Origin of the sequence: Aeromicrobium sp. CF3.5 (assembly GCF_051262695.1) — a bacterium.
Lineage (GTDB): Bacteria > Actinomycetota > Actinomycetes > Propionibacteriales > Nocardioidaceae > Aeromicrobium.
The window spans coordinates 22355-46043 of sequence record NZ_JBIMEZ010000005.1 but is presented as its reverse complement, the minus strand read 5'-3'; the positions used below and the strand labels follow the sequence as shown (position 1 = coordinate 46043).

At 67.2% G+C, this 23689-nt stretch carries 17 protein-coding genes and 1 tRNA gene; 9 read left to right on the top strand and 9 right to left on the bottom strand.

Features of this window, described 5'->3' with window-relative positions; genetic code table 11:
* Positions 1 to 20: 20 nt before the first annotated feature.
* From ACHAA3_RS10500 to ACHAA3_RS10485, 4 genes are all read left to right on the top strand, one after another.
* Positions 21 to 1733, top strand: a complete 1713-nt coding sequence (locus ACHAA3_RS10500; protein ID WP_435708959.1) for a hypothetical protein — start codon at positions 21 to 23, stop codon at positions 1731 to 1733.
* A 244-nt stretch (positions 1734 to 1977) separates the two neighbouring features.
* Entirely contained in the window at positions 1978 to 3609 is a 1632-nt protein-coding gene (locus ACHAA3_RS10495; protein WP_435708958.1) for a hypothetical protein, read from the top strand.
* A gap of 56 nt (positions 3610 to 3665) precedes the next feature.
* Entirely contained in the window at positions 3666 to 4820 is a 1155-nt protein-coding gene (gene glf, locus ACHAA3_RS10490; protein ID WP_435708957.1) for a UDP-galactopyranose mutase, read from the top strand.
* Positions 4821 to 4993: 173 nt separating this feature from the next.
* Positions 4994 to 7030 carry an acyltransferase family protein gene (locus ACHAA3_RS10485; protein WP_435708956.1) on the top strand — a complete coding sequence of 679 codons (2037 nt, stop codon included), beginning with the start codon at positions 4994 to 4996 and terminating at the stop codon, positions 7028 to 7030.
* Between the two features lie 6 nt (positions 7031 to 7036).
* Here the strand turns inward: ACHAA3_RS10485 and ACHAA3_RS10480 are convergent, their stop codons facing one another.
* The 3 genes from ACHAA3_RS10480 to ACHAA3_RS10470 are packed head-to-tail and all read right to left on the bottom strand — an operon-like array spanning position 7037 to position 10571.
* Complete coding sequence (locus ACHAA3_RS10480; protein ID WP_435708955.1) at positions 7037 to 8935, bottom strand: glycosyltransferase; 1899 nt, start codon at positions 8933 to 8935, stop codon at positions 7037 to 7039.
* Positions 8936 to 8942: 7 nt separating this feature from the next.
* Positions 8943 to 9920 (bottom strand): glycosyltransferase, encoded by a 978-nt coding sequence (locus ACHAA3_RS10475; protein ID WP_435708954.1) that lies wholly within the window; start codon positions 9918 to 9920, stop codon positions 8943 to 8945.
* A 51-nt stretch (positions 9921 to 9971) separates the two neighbouring features.
* The gene (locus ACHAA3_RS10470; protein WP_435708953.1) at positions 9972 to 10571 is read right to left on the bottom strand and encodes a TetR/AcrR family transcriptional regulator; all 600 of its coding nucleotides are present in this window, start codon (positions 10569 to 10571) and stop codon (positions 9972 to 9974) included.
* Positions 10572 to 10748: 177 nt separating this feature from the next.
* On the opposite strand from ACHAA3_RS10470, the gene ACHAA3_RS10465 reads away from it, so the two are divergent.
* Positions 10749 to 11312 (top strand): hypothetical protein, encoded by a 564-nt coding sequence (locus ACHAA3_RS10465; RefSeq protein ID WP_435708952.1) that lies wholly within the window; start codon positions 10749 to 10751, stop codon positions 11310 to 11312.
* Between the two features lie 102 nt (positions 11313 to 11414).
* Here the strand turns inward: ACHAA3_RS10465 and ACHAA3_RS10460 are convergent.
* A tRNA-Arg gene (locus ACHAA3_RS10460) sits at positions 11415 to 11490 on the bottom strand.
* Positions 11491 to 11572: 82 nt separating this feature from the next.
* Here ACHAA3_RS10460 and ACHAA3_RS10455 point away from each other — a divergent pair.
* The 3 genes from ACHAA3_RS10455 (at position 11573) to ACHAA3_RS10445 (ending at position 15958) form a co-directional block, all read left to right on the top strand.
* Entirely contained in the window at positions 11573 to 12739 is a 1167-nt protein-coding gene (locus tag ACHAA3_RS10455; protein ID WP_435708951.1) for a nucleotide sugar dehydrogenase, read from the top strand.
* Between the two features lie 188 nt (positions 12740 to 12927).
* Entirely contained in the window at positions 12928 to 14748 is a 1821-nt protein-coding gene (locus tag ACHAA3_RS10450) for a phosphoenolpyruvate carboxykinase (GTP) (protein ID WP_435708950.1), read from the top strand.
* A 166-nt stretch (positions 14749 to 14914) separates the two neighbouring features.
* Positions 14915 to 15958: an AbrB family transcriptional regulator gene (locus ACHAA3_RS10445; protein WP_435708949.1), complete on the top strand. Its 1044-nt coding sequence runs from the start codon at positions 14915 to 14917 to the stop codon at positions 15956 to 15958.
* 20 nt (positions 15959 to 15978) lie between these two features.
* Here ACHAA3_RS10445 and ppc read toward each other — a convergent pair whose 3' ends face one another.
* The 5 genes from ppc to ACHAA3_RS10420 form a co-directional block, all read right to left on the bottom strand.
* On the bottom strand, positions 15979 to 18801 hold the full coding sequence (ppc, locus tag ACHAA3_RS10440) for a phosphoenolpyruvate carboxylase (RefSeq protein WP_435708948.1): 2823 nt from the start codon (positions 18799 to 18801) through the stop codon (positions 15979 to 15981).
* 166 nt (positions 18802 to 18967) lie between these two features.
* Positions 18968 to 19987, bottom strand: a complete 1020-nt coding sequence (locus ACHAA3_RS10435) for an LLM class flavin-dependent oxidoreductase (protein WP_435708947.1) — start codon at positions 19985 to 19987, stop codon at positions 18968 to 18970.
* A 43-nt stretch (positions 19988 to 20030) separates the two neighbouring features.
* A complete protein-coding gene (locus ACHAA3_RS10430) occupies positions 20031 to 21494 on the bottom strand; it encodes an MFS transporter (RefSeq protein WP_435708946.1) in 1464 nt (487 codons plus the stop codon).
* A 12-nt stretch (positions 21495 to 21506) separates the two neighbouring features.
* Positions 21507 to 22436, bottom strand: a complete 930-nt coding sequence (locus tag ACHAA3_RS10425) for an alpha/beta hydrolase (RefSeq protein WP_435708945.1) — start codon at positions 22434 to 22436, stop codon at positions 21507 to 21509.
* Positions 22433 to 23023, bottom strand: coding sequence for a DUF998 domain-containing protein (locus ACHAA3_RS10420; RefSeq protein ID WP_435708944.1), 591 nt, complete (start codon positions 23021 to 23023; stop codon positions 22433 to 22435). Before ACHAA3_RS10420 ends, ACHAA3_RS10425 begins: the two co-directional genes overlap by 4 nt.
* 50 nt (positions 23024 to 23073) lie before the next feature.
* On the opposite strand from ACHAA3_RS10420, the gene ACHAA3_RS10415 reads away from it, so the two are divergent.
* Positions 23074 to 23511 carry a VanZ family protein gene (locus tag ACHAA3_RS10415; protein ID WP_435708943.1) on the top strand — a complete coding sequence of 146 codons (438 nt, stop codon included), beginning with the start codon at positions 23074 to 23076 and terminating at the stop codon, positions 23509 to 23511.
* Positions 23512 to 23689: the final 178 nt, after the last annotated feature.

The window sequence follows — 23689 nt, the reverse complement described above, 5'->3', positions numbered from 1 at the left end:
TGCTGGCGACCGTGTCGTGCGTGGCGCTCGTCGGGCTCTACGCCCAGATCGCCCGCACCGCAGTGGCTCCCCGCACGCCGTGGGACGAGAACGGTCCCCTACAGATGGCGCGGATACTCGCGGGACAGGACAACGTCACACAGATGTCCGGGTCGGGCTACTACCCGGGGTGGTCGTTCCTGCTGGCGCCGCTGTGGTTGATCAGTGACGACCCCGAGATCGTGTACCGCGGCGCCGTGGTCTTCGGCATCGTGGTCTCCTTGGCCACCGTTTGGCCGCTAGCCGTCCTGGGACGTCAACTCGGTCTGTCGACAGCCCAAGCTGTGACCGTCGGCGCAATCACGATGGCCCTGCCCGCACGTGCTGTGCTGGTCGACTACGCACTAAGCGAGGCTCTGCTGACCTTCTTGCTGGCCTGGACCGTGGTTGCCGTGTTCCGGTTCAGCACCCGGCCCAGCGTCCCCATGGCAATGGTCGTGGCTGTGCTCGCCTCCGCGACCTACTTGACTCACGCGCGCGCTCTAGCGTTGTTCGCCACAGCAGCGTTGTGGTTCCTCCTGGTCGCAATACGTCGCCCCTTGCCCGCGTTCGTCGGTCTCGCGACATTGGCGGCTGGCTATCTCGGGGTCCAGTTCGCCGTCAGCCGGATCACTCAGCCTGTGCTGTTAGCTGGATTCGGCAAGGAGGAGCTGCTGTCCGACGCCGTCAGCAGCACGACTCCAGCGTTGTTGCTGCAGGTAGTGCTCAATCAGACCTGGGTCCAGCTGGTCGGGACGTTCGGACTGTTTGCACTCGGCACCGCGATCATCCTTCCTCGAGTGTGGGTCGAGGTGAGGCAGGTGCGCACCGGCCCGTGGACCTTCGTGCTCGGAACCGTTGTCTCAGCGATGCTCGCCTCCTTCCTGTGGTGGGCTGGCCCGCGTTTCCTGCTCGGCTCGGACCAGCGATTCGACGTGTGGGTGTACTCGCGCTATATCGACCCGGTGGCGGCAATCGTGGTCGTCATTGCGGCGGCCGCCCTGATCAGAGGGATGTCGCGACGCACAGTGGTCGCAGCTGCGGCGGGCGCTGCCGCGATTTGCATTCCAGTGGTGCTCTATGTGGCACCCAACGTGCCCGTCTGGGGATCGACCTTCGGACCAGGCAACGCCGGGGCGGTGCTGGCCTGGGCCCGGTTCTGGCCCGAGGAGCCCTTCGAACGCCCGCTAGTTCCCACACTCACGAACGCCAACCACTTCTGGCTGCTGGCGTCGATCTTTCTCATGGGCTGCTTCATCGCCTTCCTGCTGCTGCGCCGACACCCGCTGGCTGCTGCTGTCCTTGCGCTGCCTGCGGTGGTCCTTGCCTCGCTGGCCGCCGATCCGGACCAGCCGCGCGACGCCCCGTACGCCTTGCTGGACAGCATTGAACGGGTCGAGGACGCGCTACCCAGCGATGGGATGCAGACCATCGACGTCGACACGAGCTGCAAGGGCCCTGCCCTGACATCCGCCCAGGTCACCAACTGGTCGGGCTTCTGGTTCTCTCCTCGCGACGTCGAGATCATCGACTCGAGCACCGATGCACTCGACTCCGACCTCATCGTGGCCTGCGCCGACTGGCCCAAGGCCGCGCAACTCGGAGCAGAACGGGTCGTCGGCGATGACTTCTACTCCCACGGCCTGTGGGTTCTCCCTGGTCAATTGCAGGATCAGCTCACGGCGGTCGACCTGACAGTGCCTTCCGGTCCCTGACCGCCAGATGCCGGTCAGTACTGTGTGACCGAAACCGATCCCACCCACGCAGGGGAGCGAGATGTCCACGGCGACGACCGACCCGCTGAGGGCGCCAACCCCAGAACCTGTTCCGCCCGCACACGAGCGATGGTGGCGCGCGGGAGCTGGCCTGGCCACTGTCGTTACGGCAGCCCTGTACGTGGTGATCGCTCAATCAGCGGTGGCACCCCGTACTCCGTACGACGAGAACGGCGTGCTGCAAATGGCACGTCTCATTGCGGGCCAGGACGTCTCGCCGTCCCTGTCGTCCGGCTACTACCCCGGCTGGTCTTTCCTGATGGCGCCACTGTGGTGGCTGAGCAACAACCCCGAGGTCATCTACCGGGGTGCGATCGTCCTCAACATCGTGATCGCGCTAGCGACGATCTGGCCGCTCGCCAAGCTCTGCCGCCACCTTGGCACCACCGGGGCCCAGGGTGTCGTGATCGCCGCCATCGTCATGGCTCTGCCCGCTCGATCAGTGCACGCCGACTACGTCCTGAGCGAGCCGCTGCTGATGTTCACCGTGGCCTGGATGGCCGTCGCCGTCTTCGCCTGGTCTCGGCGTCCCACGTCGGTGGGGGTTCTGCTGGTTGTGCTGGCCGGAACTGCCGCGTATCTGGTTCACGCCCGAGCAGTTGCGGTGATGCTGACGCTCGCCGTCTGGCTCCTGCTGCTTCTGCTCTCAAGGCCTCGCCAGGCTCTGACCGGGTTCGTCGGACTGGCCGTGGGTTACCTGGTGGTGCAGGCCGCCGTGGCCGCGATCACCGAGCCATCTCTGGTCGGCGACTTCGGCAAGGAGGAGTTGATGTCGACTGCGATCTCGACCACCACTCCGGCCCTGCTCGCCAAGGTCAGCCTGACTCAGATGTTCGCCCAGCTCACCGCCACGTTTGGCATGTTCGCGGTGGGCTCCGTGGTGCTGGTGATCCGCGCCCTGCCTGAGCTGCGCTCGCGACGTGCTGGTCCCTGGGTGCTGCTGCTCGGGCTGACCGTGTCGACCTGTCTTGTCTCATTCCTGTGGTGGTCAGGGCCCCGCTTCCTTGAGTCGGACAGTCCTCGTTTCGACGTCTGGGTCTACACCCGCTATATCGACCCCGTTGCGGCCATTGTTGTCACGATCGCGCTCGCGGCCATCGTGACGGGGCTGCGGCGAAGCACCATCGTCACGGCGATGCTGGGCACGGCCGTGGTTTGTGTTCCGGTCGTCCTGCTGGTCTCGCCCAACGTGCCGACGTGGGGCTCTCGGCGCGGTCCGGGCAACGCCGCAGGAGTGCTGCATTGGTCGCGCTTCTGGGGAACCAATGAGCCGTTCAACGCCCCGCTGGTCCCGTCGCTGACCAACGCCAACAACTTCTGGCTGCTCGCCTCCCTGGTGCTCGCAGCATCACTGGTGGCCCTGCTGTTCCTGCGGACTCGATCCACAGTGGTCCTCGCGGCGGCATTCGCGACGGCGGTGCTGGCCGGCATCGCGGCCAACCCCAGCCAGTTCCGCGATCCCCCGCGAGCGATGCTCTCCGGCGTCGAGACGTACGAGAACCTCAGCGGGACGGCCCAGGCCACCGTGGAGTTCGATCTGTCGTGTCAGCCTCCCGGAGCGGCCAGGAACCTCACTCTCAACTGGATCGTTTTCTGGTTCTCTCCGCGAGAGGTCGAGTCCCTCGACCGACCCACCGGCGATCTGGTGATCGCGTGCGACGCCTGGCCGCAAGCCAGCGATCTCGGTGCACGAGCGATCAAGGACGCCACCAACTACGGATTCAGGGTGTGGGTTCTGCCCGGGCCCGTCCAGAACGAGTTGGCCGCCGACAACCGGCTCGGGATGACCCCCTCGTCGGGCGCCCTCGGGCAGTGAACCCTCCTCGATAGACTGCGAGCGATTCTTTCGCCGTTCTTACAAGGGAGCACCGCATGGACGCCGACCTCGTGGTCGTTGGTTCGGGATTCTTCGGACTCACCATCGCCGAGCGCATCGCTCGTGAACAGGACCGCAAGGTCGTGGTGATCGACCGCCGCGACCACATCGGTGGCAACGCGTACTCCGAGAACGATCCGGAGACCGGGATCGAGGTGCACCGCTACGGCGCGCACCTGTTCCACACCTCCAACGAGACCGTGTGGGAGTACGTCAACCGCTTCACGACCTTCACCGGGTACCAGCACCGGGTCTACACCCAGCACAAGGACGTGGTGTACCCCCTGCCGATCAACCTCGGCACGATCAACCAGTTCTTCAACGCTGCGCACTCTCCCGACGAGGCACGTGCCCTGATCGCCTCGCAGGCCGAGGAGTTCGACACGGCCACGGCCCAGAATCTCGAGGAGAAGGGCATCTCCTTGATCGGGCGTCCCCTGTACGAGGCCTTCATCCGCGACTACACCGCCAAGCAGTGGCAGACCGATCCCACCGAGCTGCCCGCCGAGGTCATCGCTCGCCTTCCGGTCCGGTACACCTACGACAACCGGTACTTCAGCGACACCTACGAGGGCCTGCCCACCGACGGCTACACCGCGTGGCTGGAGAGGATGGCCGACCACCCCAACATCGACGTGCGCCTCGGCGTCGACTTCTTCGACACCGACCAGCCCATCAACAAGGAGTCGGTCGTTGGACAGATTCCCGTCGTCTACACCGGGGCCATCGACCGGTACTTCGACTACTCCGAGGGTGAGCTGTCATGGCGCACACTGGACTTCGAGCGCGAGGTCCTGCCCACCGGCGACTTCCAAGGCACTCCGGTGATGAACTACCCGGACGCCGACTTCGACTACACGCGCATCCACGAGTTCCGGCACTTCCACCGCGAGCGCAAGAACTACCCCGCGGACAAGACCGTCATCATGCGCGAGTACTCCCGTTTCGCCGAGCGCGCGGACGAGCCGTACTACCCGATCAACACCGATGCCGACCGAGAGCGCCTGCTGGCCTACCGCGCGTTGACCGAGGGCGAGACGAACGTATTCTTCGGCGGCCGCCTTGGCACCTACCAGTACCTCGACATGCACATGGCGATCGGTTCGGCCCTGACGATGCACCGCAACGAGCTCAGCTCGATGTTCGCCTGACGGAGCGCCGCTGGCCCCGCATCACGGTGTGACAGACCGTTCTGATTCCACTAGGGTCGTCGGGCCCGGGTCTGCCTCCGGGATGATGACGAATCCTGCTTGGTGTCGTCGCAGCAACAGTGAGGATTCCCGTGGGCGCAACAGCATGTCAGCACCGCGCGCCTCGCCGCAGGGTGTCGACCGGCGTCGACGAACCGGTCGGTACCGGGTTCATCACCGAGCTGCACGGGGTTCGAGGCATCGCCCTGGCACTGGTGGTCCTCTTCCACGTCTTCGGTCAGGGTCGCGTGTCCGGCGGCGTCGACGTCTTTCTGTTCTTCTCCGGCTTCCTGCTGACCGGGAGCTTGTATCGCCGTTCGGTCGCCCAGCAGGACGGACGGGTGATTCGCCACTATACGAGGACGTTGCTTCGGCTCCTGCCGGCCGCTGTCACTGTGCTTGCTGCTGTCGTGATCGCCATCCTTCTCCTTCGACCACTCACGTCCCAGGGTCAGGATCTGCGCGAGGTCCGCGCGTCTCTTCTGTACTACGAGAATTGGGAACTCATTTCCTCCCAGCTGGCCTATGGCGCGGCCGGCCCGGATGCGAGCCCGCTCCAGCACTTCTGGTCGCTATCGCTGCAGGGGCAGTTCTTCTTGCTGTGGCCGTGGTGCGTCGTCGCACTCGTCGCGTTCGCATTGCGCGCGAGGCAGGATCCATGGAAAATCGCGGTCGCCGGAACGTCCGCCGTCACGTTGATCTCATTCACCGTCGCACAATTCATGGTGAACTCAGACCAGTCGGTCGCCTACTTCCACAGTCTCTCGCGCTGGTGGGAGCTGTCCCTGGGTGGTGTCCTTGCGCTGGTCATGATGCGATGGGCTCCTTCCGGCCGTTTTCGACCGGCCCTTGGGTGGGCCGGACTGGTTATCATCGTCGCCGGGGGCCTCGTCGTCGACGGCGGCGACGTCTTCCCAGGACCATGGGTGCTGCTTCCCCTGTCTGGCGCAGCATGCGTACTCCTCGGAGCTGGCGCCATCCGTGGACCGAGTCGAATCTTGCAGACACGACCGCTGATTCGCCTGGCCGACATCGCCTACGAGCTCTACCTCTGGCACTGGCCCCTTCTTGTCTTCACGCTCGTGCTGCAGGACCGAGATGCAGTGGGATTGCGGACCGGGTTGTTCATCGTCGGAATCGCGCTGATAGCAGCATGGTTAACCCACACATTCATCTCCGCACCTCTTTCTCGCGCGAAGACGGTGCGCCCGACACGCATCCTGTGGCCGATGGGGGCCGTCCTGGCATCGGCAGCCGCACTCACCACAACAATCGCCCTGCAGTCAGATCAGACACTGGAGAAATCGCTCGATGTTTCGTCCTACACCCTGACCGATTACCCGGGTGCCGAGTCGGTCCGAGATCCGTCCTTGGCCAAACGATCGTTTCCCTTACCGATCGGTCCGCCGGTGGAGCTCGCAGCCGCGGACTACGAGCCTGCCATGGACTCGCCCTGCTGGCAGGGCGGGCCGGTCAACTCCCCGGCCCGCCCGATCACGTGGTGCGATGATCCGATCTCGGTGTCGGGATCGACCGTGGCTCTGGTCGGCAGCTCACGTGCTCAAGTCTGGCAGCCTGCGTTGCAAAAGATTGCCGAGCAGAACGGGTGGTCCCTGCGGGTCACCGGACGTGGCGGTTGCCCCATCACTGGAGAATCGAGGTTCGAGGGCTGCGACCGCTGGACGGAGATGGTCATCTCCGAGCTAGTGCGGACACGACCGACCGCCGTGGTGATCGAGGGGACCAACGTGTCCACGTCCGTCGAAGAGGCCGAATACGCCTTCGATCCTGACGGTGTGGTCTGGAAGCGTCTGACCGAGGCCGGAATCGACGTGTTCGCGCTGCGCGCTTCTCCGCGGTTTCTCGACCCGCCTCCAGAGTGCGCGGCGCAGCTTGACGAAGGCGACACCAGTAGTGGCTGCGATCAAGACGCGAGCGCGCTGTTCGCTCCTGTGTCCCCCTCCGCAGCCGTCGCCGCGAGGTCAGACCGTCTCCACGAACTCGACCTCGTGCCTTTCTACTGCCCCGCCGGGGTCTGCCCGGTGGTCCTGGGAAATCTGGTCACCAACCGCGACCAACAACACTTCACCGCTGCGTTCGTCCGAACCTTGGCACCGGCACTCGAGCAGCAGATGAGGGCGGCACTGCCCACCCTGTTCGAGACTTCCTAGCGATCGTCAGAAGTCGCCGAAGGTCTTGCGCCACGCCTCCTGCGACGTGTACTCGGGCAGGGCATCCTTGTACTCGCGAGCCAACCGGTCCCAGTTGTCCTCCAGCTCTCGATGCAGCGCACGGCTCTCGCGGAGCAGGCGGCGGAAGGTTGCACGATCACGCCGGTAGACCGACTTGCCGCGGCCGTCTGCGGTCGAGATGAGCGCGGAGTCGTAGGCCGGCACGCGCCACCAGGTGGCGTCGGCCTTGGCGAGCTCGACCTGGGGACGGTCGATGTTGCCCTGTGGGACCGATTGGCGCCAGTGCCGGGCCGCTGCCTTGGCCGTGAAGGCGGCCAGCCGCGCACCGCGAGGTTCGGAGTCGAACCTGGCGGGGAACAGCCGCTTGCCCTCCCAGGTCTTGGGCAGCTTCTCGGGATCGGAGATGATCTGCGTCTCGACGAAGTCCTTGGTGGCGGCGCGCAGCTCAGGCATGGTCGAGGCCATCGTGGGGTGCAGGTGCGCGGGACCCTTGAGCAGGTCGCGGATCGCGCGGTGCCGCAGCGTGGTCGCGTAGTACTGCATCGTCAGCAGGTGCTTGAGGTCGATGCGCCCGCTGTTGCTCAGCAGCTTGCCGCTCTTGGGGAATGGCGAGTGCAGCAACCCGGCCAGCAACCGGTTGCGGGCGTGGAAGTACGCCTGCCAGTCCTGCGAGTCGTCCTTGTCCACCCACGACACGTGCCACAGGGCACTGCCGGGCAGCGACACCGTGCCGACGCCATGCTCGCGGGCGCGCAGCGCGTACTCGGCGTCGTCCCACTTGATGAAGACCGGCAGCGACAGTCCGATGTCACGAATGACCGACGTGGGGATCATGCACATCCACCAGCCGTTGTAGTCCGGGTCGAGGCGCTGGTGCATCCACGGTGTCTGCCGCAGGTTGGCGCGGCGGAAGTCGTGCCGCATCTGCTCGGGCAACGGCGAGCGCCAGAAGAAGTACGGCATGTCGATGGTCTCGGAGAACGCGTGCAGGATCGGCTTGTCCATCAGGTCGAACATGTGGCTGCCGACGATGGTGGGGGTGCGGCAGAACCGCGAGAACTGCACCGAGCGGAAGATGCTCTGCGGCTCGATCTGGACGTCGTCGTCCAGCAGCAGGAGGAACTCGCTGCGGCCCGCGTCGAGCGTCTCTGACATCGCACGGGAGAACCCGCCCGATCCCCCCAGGTTGGGCTGGTCGACGATCTGCAGCGTGTCACCCAGGCTCTTGCTGATCTCGGCGAACTCGGGCCGGTCGGCGACCTTCAGGTTGCCCTGGTCGATGACGTAGATCGTGTCGATCTCGGTGAGCACGTCGGCGGCCGCAGCCAGCGTGGCCAGCGTCTCGACGCAGTAGTCGGGCTTGTTGAAGGTGGTGATGCCCAGCGAGGTCTTGCCCGTGACCACCGGGGTGACGTCAGTGGACCAGTTGCCGCCCTCGACCCGGACGTCCTCGTCGCCGGCCACGACGTCGAACCAGTACCAGCCGCCGTCGCCGAACGCCGTGATCGGCAGATCGAAGGAGACCTCCTGCGAGCCCTTGACCGCGGCCGAGTCGATGCGCTGCTGCACTCCCTGCGCGGTCGAGCGGTACACGATGACGTTGCCCTCGCCGGAGGTGTTCAGCGTGAGGCGGACCGTGTCGACGACCGTCCACCGCTGCCAGTAGGCCGCAGGGAAGGCGTTGAAGTAGCTGGCGAACGAGACGCGCTGACCGCGACGCACCCGGTAGCTGGTGCGCGAGACGATGTCGTTGACGTGCGCCTCGGAGCTGACCTGCACGGGTTCGCGACGGATCACGGTCCAGGTTTCTGGGTCCGCGTAGAGCGGCAGGATGTCAGGATCTCTCTCCAGTGGAAAGAGCACGTTCTGCAAGATGTGGGACATGGTTCTTTCAGGCTAGTTGATCGGGACCAGATGGCGGAACTTCGGCCGGATCCATGGGCCGCCACGTGTCGTCGGCCCAGATGCGGCGCGCCGCGCGGGATCCGCGCAGCAGATCGCCCAGACCGCGCAGGGTCTTCTGCACGACGATCAGACGGAAGACCTCCTTGGCGAAGGTCAGCAGCGTGCCGAGTGCGAAACCGAGCTTGTTGAGCTTGCCGTGCTCGGCGAAGTATCGCCCCACGTACGCGCGGTTGCGCATGACGTGGAAGCGGAACAGGGGGCTGCCGTCATTGAGATGGCGCACCCCGAGGTTGATCTGCTGCTGCTCGCGCTTGCGCTGCAGGACGAAGGCGTCCATGTAGACGACCTCGGTGTGCTGGGCGGCCAGCCACGCGTAGGTCGCGTCGTCCCACGTGATGAAGAAGCGCGGATCCGGCAGGCCGATCAGTCGCACGACATCGGCATGAATGAGCATGCCCTCGAACGTGCCGGAGTTGGTGATGGCGTAGCCCTCGTCGTCGAAGGTGCTGCGCAGCCCATAGGGCAGAGGAACACCGAGGAACTGGTTGAACTTGGCCTGCCAGTAGAACGGAGAGCCGTCGAAGTCGTACCGCCGGCCGTGGATGACCTTGAAGCGTCGCATCGCCGGAGCGAACCGGTCGAGCGCCTCCGGCAGGATCTCGACGTCGTCGTCCATCAGCCAGACCCACTCGGCGCCCATCTCGAGCGCCACCCGCGTGCCTTCGCAGAATCCGCCCGACCCACCGGTGTTCTGGCTGAGTCGATGGTTGATGAGCATGCCGTCGTCGAACAGGCCTGCCGCGTCGGCCAGCACGTCCTGGGTGTCGTCGGTGCTGGCGTTGTCGACCACGATGATGCGCCAGGGCGCGGTGGTGAGCGTGGTGACGCTGCGCAACAGGTCCGCGAGATAGCTCGACCGGTTGTAGGTCACGATCACGATCGCGAGCGGCTGGGTGTCGGACATCCAAACCAGCCTATACGGCGGAGCTCTTGGTCCCGGTCGCGCAAGGCGTCATCAGTCGAAGAGACCAGCAACGGCTGCCGTCAGCACCCGCGTCTCGAGCGAGGTGCGCTCACTCGAGGTCGGCAGCGCCCGCCCGATGGACAAGCCGTCGACGACCGTGTTCAACAAGGTCGCCCGTTCGTGGTTGTCGCCGGCTGGCAGCGAACCATCGGCCACCAGCACATCGAGCCAGGCTTCGATGCGAGCCTGACCGGCATGCTCCATGGCGATGAACGCGGACCGCGTGCTCTCGGTCGGCTCATCTGCGATGAAGGCCAGGTAGATCCGGCGCCAGGTCTGTCTGGCCTCACTGCCCACTCCGGTCAGGGCCAGGACCTGGCGCAAGCACTCGACGAGACGCACCTGGGGGTCCATCGTGGTGTCGCGGATCGGATCACCGGGCGCCACGAGGCCCAAGATCCCCGAGAAGACGCTGTCGTACAGGTCGCGCTGCGTGGGGAAGTGATGGCGCAGGGAGCCCGTGTTGACCCCCGCTCGAGCCGCCACGGCACGCACACTCAGCCGCGCTGCGGGATCCTCACCGATCATGGCAGCAGCCGCAGCCAGGATCTTGTCCCGAGAACTCGGCTCCGCGCTCTTCGAGCCACTCATTGCGCACCTCCGAATCCATCGTAACCTCACGCTGTGATAGTTTCGGCGACGATCACTCCATTACGCTGTGATAGATGCCGAGGAGGCGTCGTGTTCGACCGATGGCGCACGCAACGAGCGGCCAAGCGCGTCAAGCCTGGAGACGGGCACGCTGCCCGCCGTTACCGATGGTGGCAGATGTTTCGTCGCGCATTGTTCGCCATCGAGCTGCCGGCCGGCGGCGGCGGTGAGTCCAAGGTCTACGCGGTCGACGTGCAGGTGTGGGGTGACAAGAACGGCGAGGTGAAAGCGCACCTCTACATGGATGGACTGCACCACGCCGAGTCAAAGATTCCCGCTCGGCTCCCCGTCCCCGGCGGGGTGATCGAGGTGGAGGTCACGACCTTCGGACTCAAGCGCTGTCATTTCGTCTCCGACAGCGGCACCGAACGTCATCTGACCCCACACCCGCAATCCGCCGAAGGCCGCCGCGCCGGATTCGAGCGCAACCACCCATCTGCGAGCCGCTGGGTCGGGATCGTCTCAGTGATCCTGATCCTGGTCGGCGGAGGACTCGCCATCCTTCAGATCATCGAGCCCATCTCCGAAGTTCCTCCGCTCGCTTCGCGATTCGGCACCTTCGATTCGCCCGTCGACCTGCCGCTGTGGGCTGTCATCGCTCTGGGCGCCGGGGCTGTCCTGGGAAGCACCGAGCGTGCCCTGCGCCTGCAGTACTCGTGGCTCGACAGCCTTGCCAGCTGACGACCCTCACGCGGGCGCCGCACGCATGGCACGACCAAGGCCCCGCGAGCCGATATCTCGCGGGGCCTTGATCGATCTGTGCAGGTCACCGACCCGCCGCTGTGGTGCGCCCGAAGGGATTCGAACCCCTAACCTTCTGATCCGTAGTCAGATGCTCTATCCGTTGAGCTACGGGCGCCCGTCCCCGCAGGGACCACGACACTCTAGCGCGCGCGCCCGCCCCGAGGAAATCCGGGCGGCAGCGGCACTAGGCTGACGTCGTGAAGATCGCAGTCGCTGGTACCGGATACGTGGGCCTGTCCAACGCCGTGCTGCTCGCGCAGCACCACACGGTGGTCGCCGTCGACATCGACGAGGACAAGGTCGCCCAGGTCAATCGCGGCGTCTCGCCGATCGAGGATCCCGAGCTCGAGGAGTACCTCGCCAGTCACCAGCTCGACCTCACCGCCACCACCGACGGCGACGCTGCCTATTCGGGAGCCGACGTCGTCATCGTGGCCACGCCCACCAACTACGACGACGTTGCGCACTACTTCGACACCAGCACCGTCGAGAGCGTCATCGCGCAGGTGCTGGCGATCAACGCCGGCGCCATCGTGGTGGTCAAGTCGACCGTGCCCGTGGGCTTCACCGAGGGCATGAACGCCCAGCACCCGGGCGCCTCGGTGATCTTCTCCCCGGAGTTCCTGCGCGAGGGGCGCGCACTGCACGACAACCTTCACCCGTCGCGCATCGTGGTCGGGTCGCGGACGCCGGCCGGTCAGCTGTTCGCCGACCTGCTGCTGGAGGGATCGCTCGACGACGACGTGCCCGTGCTGCTGACCGACGCGACCGAGGCCGAGGCGATCAAGCTGTTCGCCAACACCTACCTGGCCCTGCGCGTGGCGTACTTCAACGAGCTCGACACCTACGCCGCCGTGCACGGGCTCGACAGCCGCCAGGTCATCGAGGGTGTGGGCCTCGACCCGCGCATCGGCTCGCACTACAACAACCCCTCCTTCGGCTATGGCGGCTACTGCCTGCCCAAGGACACCAAGCAGCTGCGCGCCAACTACCAGGACGTACCACAGAACCTGATCGGCGCGATCGTCGACGCCAACACCACGCGCAAGGACTTCATCGCGAACGACATCCTGCGTCGCGAGCCGAAGACAGTCGGCATCTATCGCCTGGTGATGAAGTCCGGCTCGGACAACTTCCGGGCCTCGGCCATCCAGGGCGTCATGAAGCGTCTCAAGGCCAAGGGTGTCGAGGTCATCGTGCACGAGCCCGTGCTCACCGAGGCGACGTTCTACAACTCCGACGTCGTCAACGACCTCGCCGAGTTCACGAGCCGTTCCGACGTCATCATCGCCAACCGGCGCACCGACGTGCTGGCCGACGTCGCCGACAAGGTCTACACCCGCGACATCTACGGGCGGGACTGACCTCTCAGCCTCGGTGTGACGCATTCGTGCCCGCGTCCCTTGGCGCCAGTCGGTGCAGCCCGGTTAGAGTCGAAAGATCGTCCAACCGGGCGAGCCCATCAACCATCAGCTGCTCGGGATCCCTGACAGGACCGAGGGTGCGGGCCCATGCGCTGGGTCCGCGATGCGCGAGAAGGAAAAGTCGATACATGTCTTCAGACACCACGAGCTCCACGTACCGCTCCAGCCACACCTCTCTCCAGCAGTGGGTCGACGAGGTGGCCGCCCTCACGAAGCCCGACTCGATCCACTGGGTCGACGGATCGCCCGAGGAATGGGTCCAGGTCACCGACCAGCTCGTCGAGACCGGCACCTTCAAGCGACTGAACGCGGAGAAGAAGCCCAACTCCTTCTACTGCGCCTCCGACCCCACCGACGTGGCACGCGTCGAGGACCGCACCTTCATCTGCAGCGTGGACGAGGCCGACGCCGGCCCGACCAACAACTGGATGGCGCCCGATGAGATGAAAAGAACAATGGTTGCGTTGTATGACGGTTGCATGGCCGGGCGCACCATGTATGTCATCCCGTTCGTGATGGGCCATCTGGACGCCGAGCAGCCCATGTTCGGTGTCGAGATCACCGACTCGGCCTATGTCGTGGCCTCCATGAGCGTCATGGCCCGCATCGGCAGGCCCGTGCTCGATCGCATCGAGGAGCTGCAGGCCGACTACGTGCCAGCGCTGCACTCCTTCGGCGCTCCCCTGGTCGACGGCGCCGCCGACGTCCCGTGGCCGTGCAACGACACCAAGTACATCGTGCAGTTCCCCGAGGAGCGCATGATCTGGTCGTACGGCTCCAGCTACGGCGGCAACGCCCTGCTGGGCAAGAAGTGCTACGCCCTGCGCATCGCCTCGGTGATGGGCCGCGACAACGGCTGGATGGCCGAGCACATGCTCATCCTCAAGCTCACCAGCCCCGAGGGCGACGTCAAGTACATCGCCGCTGGGTTCCCGAGCGCCTGCGGCAAGACCAACCTCGCGATGGTCGAGCCGACCATTCCCGGCTGGAAGGTCGAGACGATCGGCGACGACATCGCCTGGATCCGCGTCGGCGCCGACGGCCGCCTGTACGCGGTCAACCCCGAGTTCGGCCTGTTCGGTGTCGCGCCGGGCACCGGCTGGGACACCAACGCCAACGCCATGCGCACCATCGAGCAGGGCAACTCGGTCTTCACCAACGTCGCCCTGACCGACGACGGCGACGTCTGGTGGGAGGGCATGACCGACGAGCCGCCCGCGCACCTCACAGACTGGAAGGGCAACGACTGGACCCCCGAGAGCGATCAGCTCTCCAGCCACGCCAACAGCCGGTTCTGCACCCCGATCAAGCAGTGCCCGACGCTGGCGGCCGAGTACGACGACCCCAACGGGGTGCCGCTCGACGCGATCCTGTTCGGCGGGCGTCGCAAGACGACGATCCCGCTGGTCACCGAGGCCCGCGACTGGGCGCACGGCACCTTCATGGGCGCCACGCTGAGCTCGGAGACCACCGCCGCCGCCACCGGCGCGGTCGGCGTGGTCCGCCGTGACCCGATGGCGATGCTGCCGTTCATCGGCTATGACGCTGGTGACTACTTCAGTCACTGGATCAACATGGCCAAGAACAACGACGAGTCCAAGTTCCCCAAGATCTTCTACGTCAACTGGTTCCGCCGCGATGACGACGGCGGCTTCCTGTGGCCCGGTTTCGGCGAGAACAGCCGCATCCTGAAGTACGTCATCGACCGCGTCAACGGTGCCGTCGAGGCTGGCGAGACCGCCATCGGCCTCGTGCCGCCGGCCAGCTCGATCGACACCGACGGGCTCGATGTCACCGACAAGCAGCTCGAGCAGGCCCTGCGGGTCGACGCCGAGGAGTGGAAGGCCGAGATCCCGCAGATCACCGAGTGGTTCGAGAAGTTCGGCGACACCCTGCCAGCCGTGCTCTGGACCGAGCTCGACGGCCTGAAGGCGCGCCTCGACGTCTGAGAGCACCCGCCACGTGACACTGCCCCGACGTCTTCGTCGGGGCAGTGTCGCGTCGTGAGACATTTGCGGTGATGCGCCTCTTCCTCACCCTGCTCTGGCTGGTCCCTGCCGAGTTCGGTCACCTGATGGCTGCAACGAACCGGCCCGACGTCTTCGCCGCCTGACGATGGCCCGACTCTTCGGCCCCTGGGTGGCGCTGGTCGGCGCCGTTGCACTCGCCGTCGTGTCGCTGGTCGCCCTGGGCGCCCCCACACCCACCCTGTTCGGCGCACTGATCGGTGCCGTGGTGGTCGCGCTGGTCCTGCCCCGACCGCCCGTGCTGCCCTCCGTGGTGCCGCGAGCAGCACAGGCGGCCATCGGCGTGCTCGTCGCCAGCGAGGTGGATGTCGCGGCGCTCGGATCGCTCGGGTGGGCCTGGCCGGCGGTACTCGGGGTCATCGTTGCGACCTTGGCGGCGTCGATCGGACTCGGTCAGCTGCTGCGCCGCGATGGCGTCTCGGCCACCACGGCCACCTTTGCGTCGGTGGCCGGAGGGGCGTCGGCGATGACAGCCCTCGCCCGCGACGCCGGTGCCGACCCGCGGATCGTCGCGGTGGTCCAGTACGTGCGCGTCCTGGTGATCCTGGTGACGCTGCCGATCGTCGTGGGTCAGGTGTTCGCGACCGACACGGCAACCACAGCGGCACCTCCTCTCACGTCGGGCCTGACCGTGGTCAACCTCGGCTATGTCGCGATCGCCTGCACGGCAGGGCCCCTGATCGGCTTCCTTGCCCGTCTTCCCTCGCCCGCGTTGCTCGGTGCCCTGGTCGCAGGCCTCGCGCTCAGCGTGGTCCCTGTCTTCGAGCAGGCGGCGGTCCCGCCGCTGGTCCAGGCGGCCGCCTTCGTCGTGATCGGCACGCAGGCCGGCATCGGCTTCACCCGCGAGACGATCCGAGTGCTGCGCACCATGGTGGTGACCGTCCTGGCCTCTGTGGTCGTGCTGCTGGTGTTCTGCGGCGCCCTCGCGATTCCGCTGGCGACCCTCACCGGGACCAGCCGACTCGACGCCTACCTCGCGACCTCACCGGGCGGTCTGCCCGTGGTGCTCGCGACCGCAACCGAGACCGGTGGAGACATCACCTTCATCTCGGCGGTCCAGCTCCTGCGGCTGCTCCTGGTGATCGTGGCGCTGCCGCTGGTGGCCGCCTGGGTGCGGCGTCGACACACCTGAGACCGGTCACGAGCCGGCGATCAGCCGGTGTTGCGCAGGCCGGCGGAGATGCCGTTGATGGTCAGCAGCAGTGCGCGCTGCAGGTCAGGATCTGGGTCCTCGCCCTCGGGCGTCGCGCGCACCTTGCCCAGCAGAGAGACCTGCAGGGCGTGTAGCGGCGCGAGGTAGAAGTCGCGCAGCTCCAGCGTGCGGCGCAGCACGGGGGCCGAGTCCAGCAGGGTGTCCTCGCCGGTGATGCGCAGGACCTGCTCGACGGTGCGGGCGTGCTCGGCGCGGATCGTCTCGAACAGAGCGCTGGCACCGTCGGGCACGAGCGCCTCGACGTACTGCTCGGCGATGTCGAGGTCGGTCTTCGACAGCGTCATCTGCACGTTGGACAAGAAGGTGCGGAAGAACGCCCACGAGCCGTACATCTCGCGCAGCGTCTCCTCCCGGCCGTCGTCGAAGGCTGCGGCGAGACCCGACCCGACGCCGAACCAACCGGGCAGGATGATCCGGGACTGCGTCCAGCCGAACACCCAGGGAATCGCCCGCAGATCGTCGAGTCCGCCCTCGCCGCCGGGTCGCTTGGCCGGCCTCGAACCGATGTTCATGTTGCCGAGCTCGTCGACAGGTGTGGCGGCCACGAAGAACTTCACGAGGTCGTCGTCGCGCACCAGGGCCCGATAGACCTTCTGCCCCTCGGCGGCGACCACGTCCATCGTGCCGTTCCATCCGTCGAGCAGCTCCTGGGGCAGCAGCGACGAACGGTGCAGCACCGAGGCCTCGAGCACCGCAGCGAGCGCTCCCTCGAGGTTCTGCCGGCCCAGACCGGGCAGTGCGTACTTGTCGGAGATGACCTCACCCTGCTCGGTGATCTTGATCGGTCCGTCCAGGCTTCCATACGGCTGGGACATGATCGCCTCGGCCGTGGGGCCCCCGCCGCGACCGGTCGATCCGCCGCGGCCGTGGAACAGCCGCAGCACCACACCGTGCTCGCGCGCGACGTCGCGCAGCGCCCGCTGCGCCCGGTGCACCTGCCACTGCGAGGCGGCGATACCGGCGTCCTTGGAGGAGTCGGAGTAGCCGAGCATGATCTCTTGCACGTCACCGCGCGCCGTCACGAGTCGTCGATAGGTCGGGTCGCTGAGCAACGCATCGAGCAGCGGGCCGGCCGCCTCGAGCTCGGCCACGGTCTCGAACAGCGGAGCGAAACCGATGCGGGCTGTGCACTCGTCAGCGGCCAGGTCGACGAGGCCGACCTCTCTGGCCAGCACGACCACCGCGAACAGGTCGTCGACGTCGTGGGTCATGGACACGATGTAGGTCTCGACGACCTCGGGTCCGTAGGCGTCGAGGGCGTCCCGGATGGCGCCGAGCAGGTCCAGCGACGCGGTCGCCGCCTCGCCGAGACCGGCGGTGCCGACGCCGGTCAGGGGCCTGGGTGAGGCCATCTCCCTGGACAGCAACGTGATGCGATCAGCGCGATCCAGGCTCGCGTAGTCGATCTTGCCGATCCGGTCGTACAGGTCGGCGAGCGCGGCGTGATGCTTGTCGCTGTGCTCGCGCACGTCCATCGTGGCGAGCCCCGCGCCGAACGCGGAGGCGCTTCGGATGAGACGCAGGATCGCCCCGTTGCCGGTGAGCTCGTCGCCGTGCTCGAGCATCGAGTCGCGCACGAGCACGAGGTCCTCGAGCAGCTCGTCGACCCCGAGGTAGTCGCGGCCGGGTTCGTGCGCGGTCGCGTTGACCAACCGGTCGCGGGTGCGGAGGAGCCGCACGCGCACAAAGCTGAGCTTGAGTCGATACGGCTCGTCGGTGTTGAGGCGTCGAATGCTCTCCCACGTGATCGGCAGCGCGGTGGCGTCGGCGTCCAGGCTGTCCCGCAGGGACTGGGTCACCTCGACGACCCGGGTCGAGGCGGTCATCTCGGTGAGGACCTCATCGACCGTCTCGACCAGCTGCGACAGACCGGACGTGTGCTGCAGGTGCAGGATCTGGAGGGTGACCGCTGGTGTCACGTTCGGGTTGCCGTCGCGGTCGCCGCCGGCCCAGGTGCCGAAGCGCAGCGGCCTCGCCGTCGCGGGGATGGCGACGTCCAGGGTGGCCAGCACGCGGTCGAGCTCGTCGAGGAGTCCGGGCACGACCTCGGTGGCGATCGAGCGCAGGTAGTACACGGCGGTGCGCGCTTCATCGGCCGGTTCGGGGCGCACGACGCGCAGCTCGTCGGTCTGCCACAGCAGGTCGACCAGCTCGGCCAGGCGCCGCTCGTCAGCGGTGCGCGCTGCCGCGGGGCGGCGCGGGTCCTCGAGGTCGTTGACGGCCTCGGCGACCTTGCGCAGCAGTCGCATGACCGAGCGCCGGCTCGCCTCCGTGGGGTGGGCGGTGAACACCGGCCGGTACTCGAGTCGTTCGAGAACCTCGCCGAGCAGCTCGCGGGTGAGAGCTCCGTCGTCGAGGGCCTGGGCGATGCGACCGGCGGTCTGGGCGAGGGGGCCTTCGTCGGCGGTGGCGAGCTCCTGCCAGCGATGCAGCTGCTCGGTGGTGTTCACCAGCTGGAAGTAGGCGGTGAAGGCCCGAGCCAGGACGACAGCGGTCTGCGGCTCGATGTCGTCCAGCAGGCGGTGCAGCTCGTCGTCCGGTTGCCGCGCGAGGTGGCGCACCTGTTCGACGAGCGCCAGCAGGTCCTCGCCCTCGTGTCTCGCGAGCGCCTCCCCGAGCAGCGTCGACAGCGAGCGCACCGACGACCGCAGCGAGGCGTGCTCGGTGTCCGAGGACAAACCCCCGCCGAATCGTGCCGGGTCCAGCTCGCGGCGGTCTGACGCGAGGATCTCATCGGTGGTCGGGCGATTCGATGGCGTCACGCCACCAGTGTGCCCACCGAATGTTGCGCCCATGTTTTCGCCCCGGTCGGAGTGCTCAAGATTCCCAGGAGAACCCCGAAAGCTGGCACTTCACCCTCGTTGCTACAGGGGTGAGGCGTCAGGTTCGTGGGTTCTCCTGGGAATCATGGGACGGGTGAGGTTCGCGTCAGCGGCGGGGGGTCCAGTCGAGGGCGGGGAGGACGTGGTCGGCGAGGGCGGACAGGAGGCGGGTGTTGTAGGCGACGCCGAGCTGGTTGGGGACCGTCAGCAGCAGCGAGTCGGCCTCGCGGACGGCGGCGTCCTTGGCCAGCTCCTCGGCCAGGGCGTCGGGCTCGCCGACGTAGGACTTGCCGAAGCGCGCGAGGCCACCGTCGAGGTGACCGAGCTGGTCGTCGCCAGAACGCTCGCCGAACCACCGACGGTCCTGCTCGTCGAGGATCGGGATCACGCTGCGGCTGACGGACACGCGCGGCTCTCGCTCCCACCCGGCCTCGGCCCACGCTGCACGGAAGCGCTGAATCTGCTCGAGCTGCAGCTCGTCGAACGACACGCCGGTGTCCTCGGTGAGGAGGGTCGAGCTCATCAGGTTCATGCCCTGCGCCGCGGCCCACTCCGCCGTCGCCCGGGTGCCCGAACCCCACCAGATGCGATCGGACAGGCCCGGGGCCTGCGGCATGATCGGCAGCGCGACCTGCTGGCCGGTCATCCGCGGATCGGAGCGCGCGACACCTGCGCCGTCGATCGCCTGCCGGAAGACGTCCGCGTGCCTCCGGGCGAGGTCGCCGTCGGACTCGCCGTCGGCCGGCACGTACCCGAACGACTCGTAGCCGCGCAGTGCGGTCTCCGGTGATCCGCGACTGATGCCCAGCTGCAGGCGACCCTCGCTGATCAGGTCGGCTGCAGCGGCGTCCTCGGCCATCGCCAGTGGGTTTTCGTACCGCATGTCGATGACGCCGGTGCCGATCTCGATGCGACTCGTGCGCGCACCGACGGCGGCCAGCAGGGGGAAGGGCGAGGCGAGCTGTCGGGCGAAGTGATGGACGCGGAAGAACGCCCCGTCGAGCCCCAGCTCCTCAGCCGCGACGGCGAGATCGATCGACTGCAGCAGGACGTCGCTCGCCGTGCGGGTCTGCGACCCCGGCACCGCCTGGTAGTGACCGAAGGACAGGAATCCGACATGCTTCATGTCCGGTTCAACGCCAAACGAACGCAGCGTGTTCCGGCAGCGCTCAGACGCGCGCCGGCTCCGCGACGACACGTCGCGAGGCACGGCGCTCGGCCAACCCCGGGATGAGCAGACCCGCCGAGGCCGCGATCAGCATCATCGCAGCGAGCACGCTGAAGCCGATGACGTAGCCGCTCTCCAGCGGCAGGCCGCTGGCGTCGGTCTGCGAGGTGACGATCGTCGACATCACAGCCGACCCGATCGATCCGCCGATCGTGCGGATGTTGGCGTTCATGCCGCTCGCGACACCGGTCTGCTCGGCGGGAACCGCAGCGATGATCAGCGCAGCGAGGCTCGAGAAGGCCAGTCCGATGCCGAACCCGATCAGGCCGTTGATGCCCAGCAGCGCGATCCGCGACCCGTGGAATCCGGCCAGCAGGGCGAGCCCGGCCGACGCCATCACGCAGCCGCTGACCACGACCTTCTTCGCGCCGAACTGGACCGACAACGGTGCCGCGACGAGTCCACACACGAACGTGGCGACCGCCATCGGCAGGATCAACAGGCCCGAGGACGTCACAGTCGCCCCCAAGCCGTAGCCGGTCGACTCAGGTGTCTGCAGCAGCTGCGGCAGGAAGCCGAACGCCGCGTACATGCCGAAACCGACCAGCAGCGCGACCAGGTTGGTGGTCCACACACCCCGCAGTCGCATCATCTTCATGTCGATCAGCGGGACCGCGATCCGGCGCTCGACGCGGACCCAGATCGCGGCCAGCACCACGGAGACCCCGACCAGACCGATCACGGCCGGCGAGGTCCATCCCCACTGGGGCGCCTGGCTCAGACCGAGCAGCAGCGCGACCAGCCAGCCTGCAAGCAGGATGGCCGGCAGCACCGGGATGCGTCCGGGGGTCCTGACCGGCGACTCGGGAATGAAGCGCCACGCGCCGAGGGCAGCGATCCCGGTGATGATGAACGGCAACCAGAACAGCCACGCGTAGCCGAACGTGTTGACGATCGGTCCGGCGATCACGATGCCGGCGCCGAAGCCCACGGCCATCAGGGACGACACCAGACTCACGGCGCCCCCCACGCGCTGGGCGGGGAACTCATCGCGCACGATCCCGAACGCCAGCGGCAGCACGCCACCACCGACGCCCATGATGACGCGGGCGCCGATCAGCACGCCGATGGTGGGGGCGAGGGCGGCGACCAGCGAGCCGAGCGACAGGCACAGCAGGGAGAAAACCATCATGCGGTGCTTGCCGTACGTGTCACCGAGTCGGCCGATGATCGGCGTGAACACCGAGGCGGACAGCAGGTAGGCCGTCAGCACCCACGTGGTCGTGGACTGAGTGGAGTCGAACTGTTCCTCGATGCGCGGGAGCACCGGCACCGTCATCGACTGCATCAGGGCGAAAGAGGCAACGCCGACCGCGAGAATCGCGTACGTCAGCAGGTAGTGCGTCCGAGCAGCGTCCGGGGTCCCCGAGCCCGAGATCTGAGGCTCGCGGGATCCTGGTTGCATGATGCAAGCATTCTACGGGGCGGATCCAGACGCCCCACCCAGAATGCGCGTGAGAAAGCCCACCTGGGCCGAAACGGACTCCTCGAACACCTGTCCGCCGTAGATGTCGAAGTGAGGACAGTCGTACGCCGCGACCTCGGCCAGCGGCCCGACCCGCCTCGCCGCCTCACGCACGGCAGTCGGCGGTGCGATGCTGTCCTGCTCGGCGATGACGAACAGCGCAGGACAGCTGACGTCCCCCGCCCGCAGGACGGCTCGGTTGAACGGCAGGCCCAGCAGGCTCCGCGCACACACGGCGTTGCGCCACGTGGGGCCCATCAGGCCGAGGTAGTCGGCGAAGTCGTCAGCGGTCAGCAGGGCGAAGTCGCCCGGAGCCCCGACGGAGTCGACCCGCACCGGCTCGCGCCCGGTGATCACGGTCGACAGATCACGCAACGCTGCGGCCAGCATCCGCGGCCCCTTGGACCGCGGCGTCCTCGGATCTGCCAACTCCTGCTTGCGCAGGATCGCGAGCCCGTCGACCGCCGCACCTTGGGAGATGACCGCCGCAATCCGGTGATCGCCTGCCGCGACGGCGACGACGTGGCCGCCGGAGTAGAAGGTGCCCCACACCACGACGCGGTCGGGATCGACATCGTCGATCTGACGCACCGCCGCCACCACGGCCGCGTAGTCCTGCCGTTGTCGGCGGTAGGACACCCGCTGCCGGGGCTCGCCGTCAGAGGTGCCGAAACCGCGGTAGTCGAAGGTGACGACCTGGCATCCGGCATCCGCGAAACGCTCGGCGAACGCAGCGAGGCCACCATCGCGTGTGCAACCGAAGCCGTGCGCCATCACGACGCAGGGCCGCCCGTTCGGTCCGGCCAGGTCGTCCGAGCCGGCCGGGAACCAGGTCGCCCCCAGACGGACCCCGCGGCTGGTCAGGTCGAGGTCGCGACTCATCGGGACCGGCGCTCCTGCAGCCCCAGCACCGCCAACACCACGAAGACCGGCCACAGGGCAATGCGCTCGGTCAGGCCGGCTGCATCATCGACCGCGATGAACGCCAGCGCCGCCACGGCGCAGACGACACCGGTGCCGACCACGACCACCCCCGTGGTGGGGCGCCGGTGCCGGACCGCCAGCCCGAGCAGCACCAGCGCGGCCGGCTGGGCGATGAACAGCGGGGTGGCAGCCAGCACGTGGCCGTCGGGGTACTGGTCAAGCGGAGTCAGCCCGACCGCGATCGAGCTGATTCCCGACACGACCAGCAGGACGCTCGCGGCGACCCCCATCGGTCCGCGACCGAAGCGTCCGAACAGGGCCACCGCACCGAAGGCCATCAACGCACCGAACACGATGAAGGACGCGTTCATCACGGCTGGAACATCACTGAACCGCGAGATGCCGAGATCACTGACGGTGTCGTCGACGAAGCTGTAGCCGCCCACGCTGATGATCGCGACGAGCACCTCGATGACCAGGTAGGCCGGACGCACGGCCCACGCCAGAACTCCCCAGCGTTGCAGGGGCGTCAGGTCGGCATCCACCTCGCGAGCGTGACACAGGCCGCTCACCGTCGCACGACTAGGCTCACCAGGTGACTCGACTGACGCGGCCCCTCCTGGTCTGGGCCGGCGCCTACGCACTGGCGCTCGTGGTCATCGCGTTGTGGCCCAACCGCGTCGACTCGGCGTTCGACGTCAACCAGACGCTTGCCGGTCAGTGGCTGCTCGACCGCGGTCTCACCAACGCCGAGACGTACTGGCTGGTCGAGTTCTGGTCCAACGTCGCCCTGTACGCGCCGCTGGGGATCTTCGCGATGGCGATGGTGCCCACTCTGCGGTGGTGGCACACCGTCATGCTCGCGATCGTCGTGTCCGGCACCTTCGAGCTGCTGCAGGGCCTGTTGTCCGGGCGCACCGCGTCGGGCCAGGACGTCGTCGCCAACACGATGGGTGCCGCGATCGGCGCGGGACTGGTGGTGGTGTCTCGTGCGCTGCGGCCCCTGTTCGCGAAAGAAACCGCCCACGGGTGACTGACGACCTCCAGTAGCCCACGCCTCACGGCGGAGCGAGCTCCTCTGGGCGGGCCCTTGCTCACGTTCGTGGCGAATGCTCACGTTCGTGGCGGACCCGAGCCGGCACGCTCAGGGCGGAGCGAGCTCCTCTGGGCGAACCCGGGCCGGGACCAACGCGAGACGCCTCGTGCTTGCC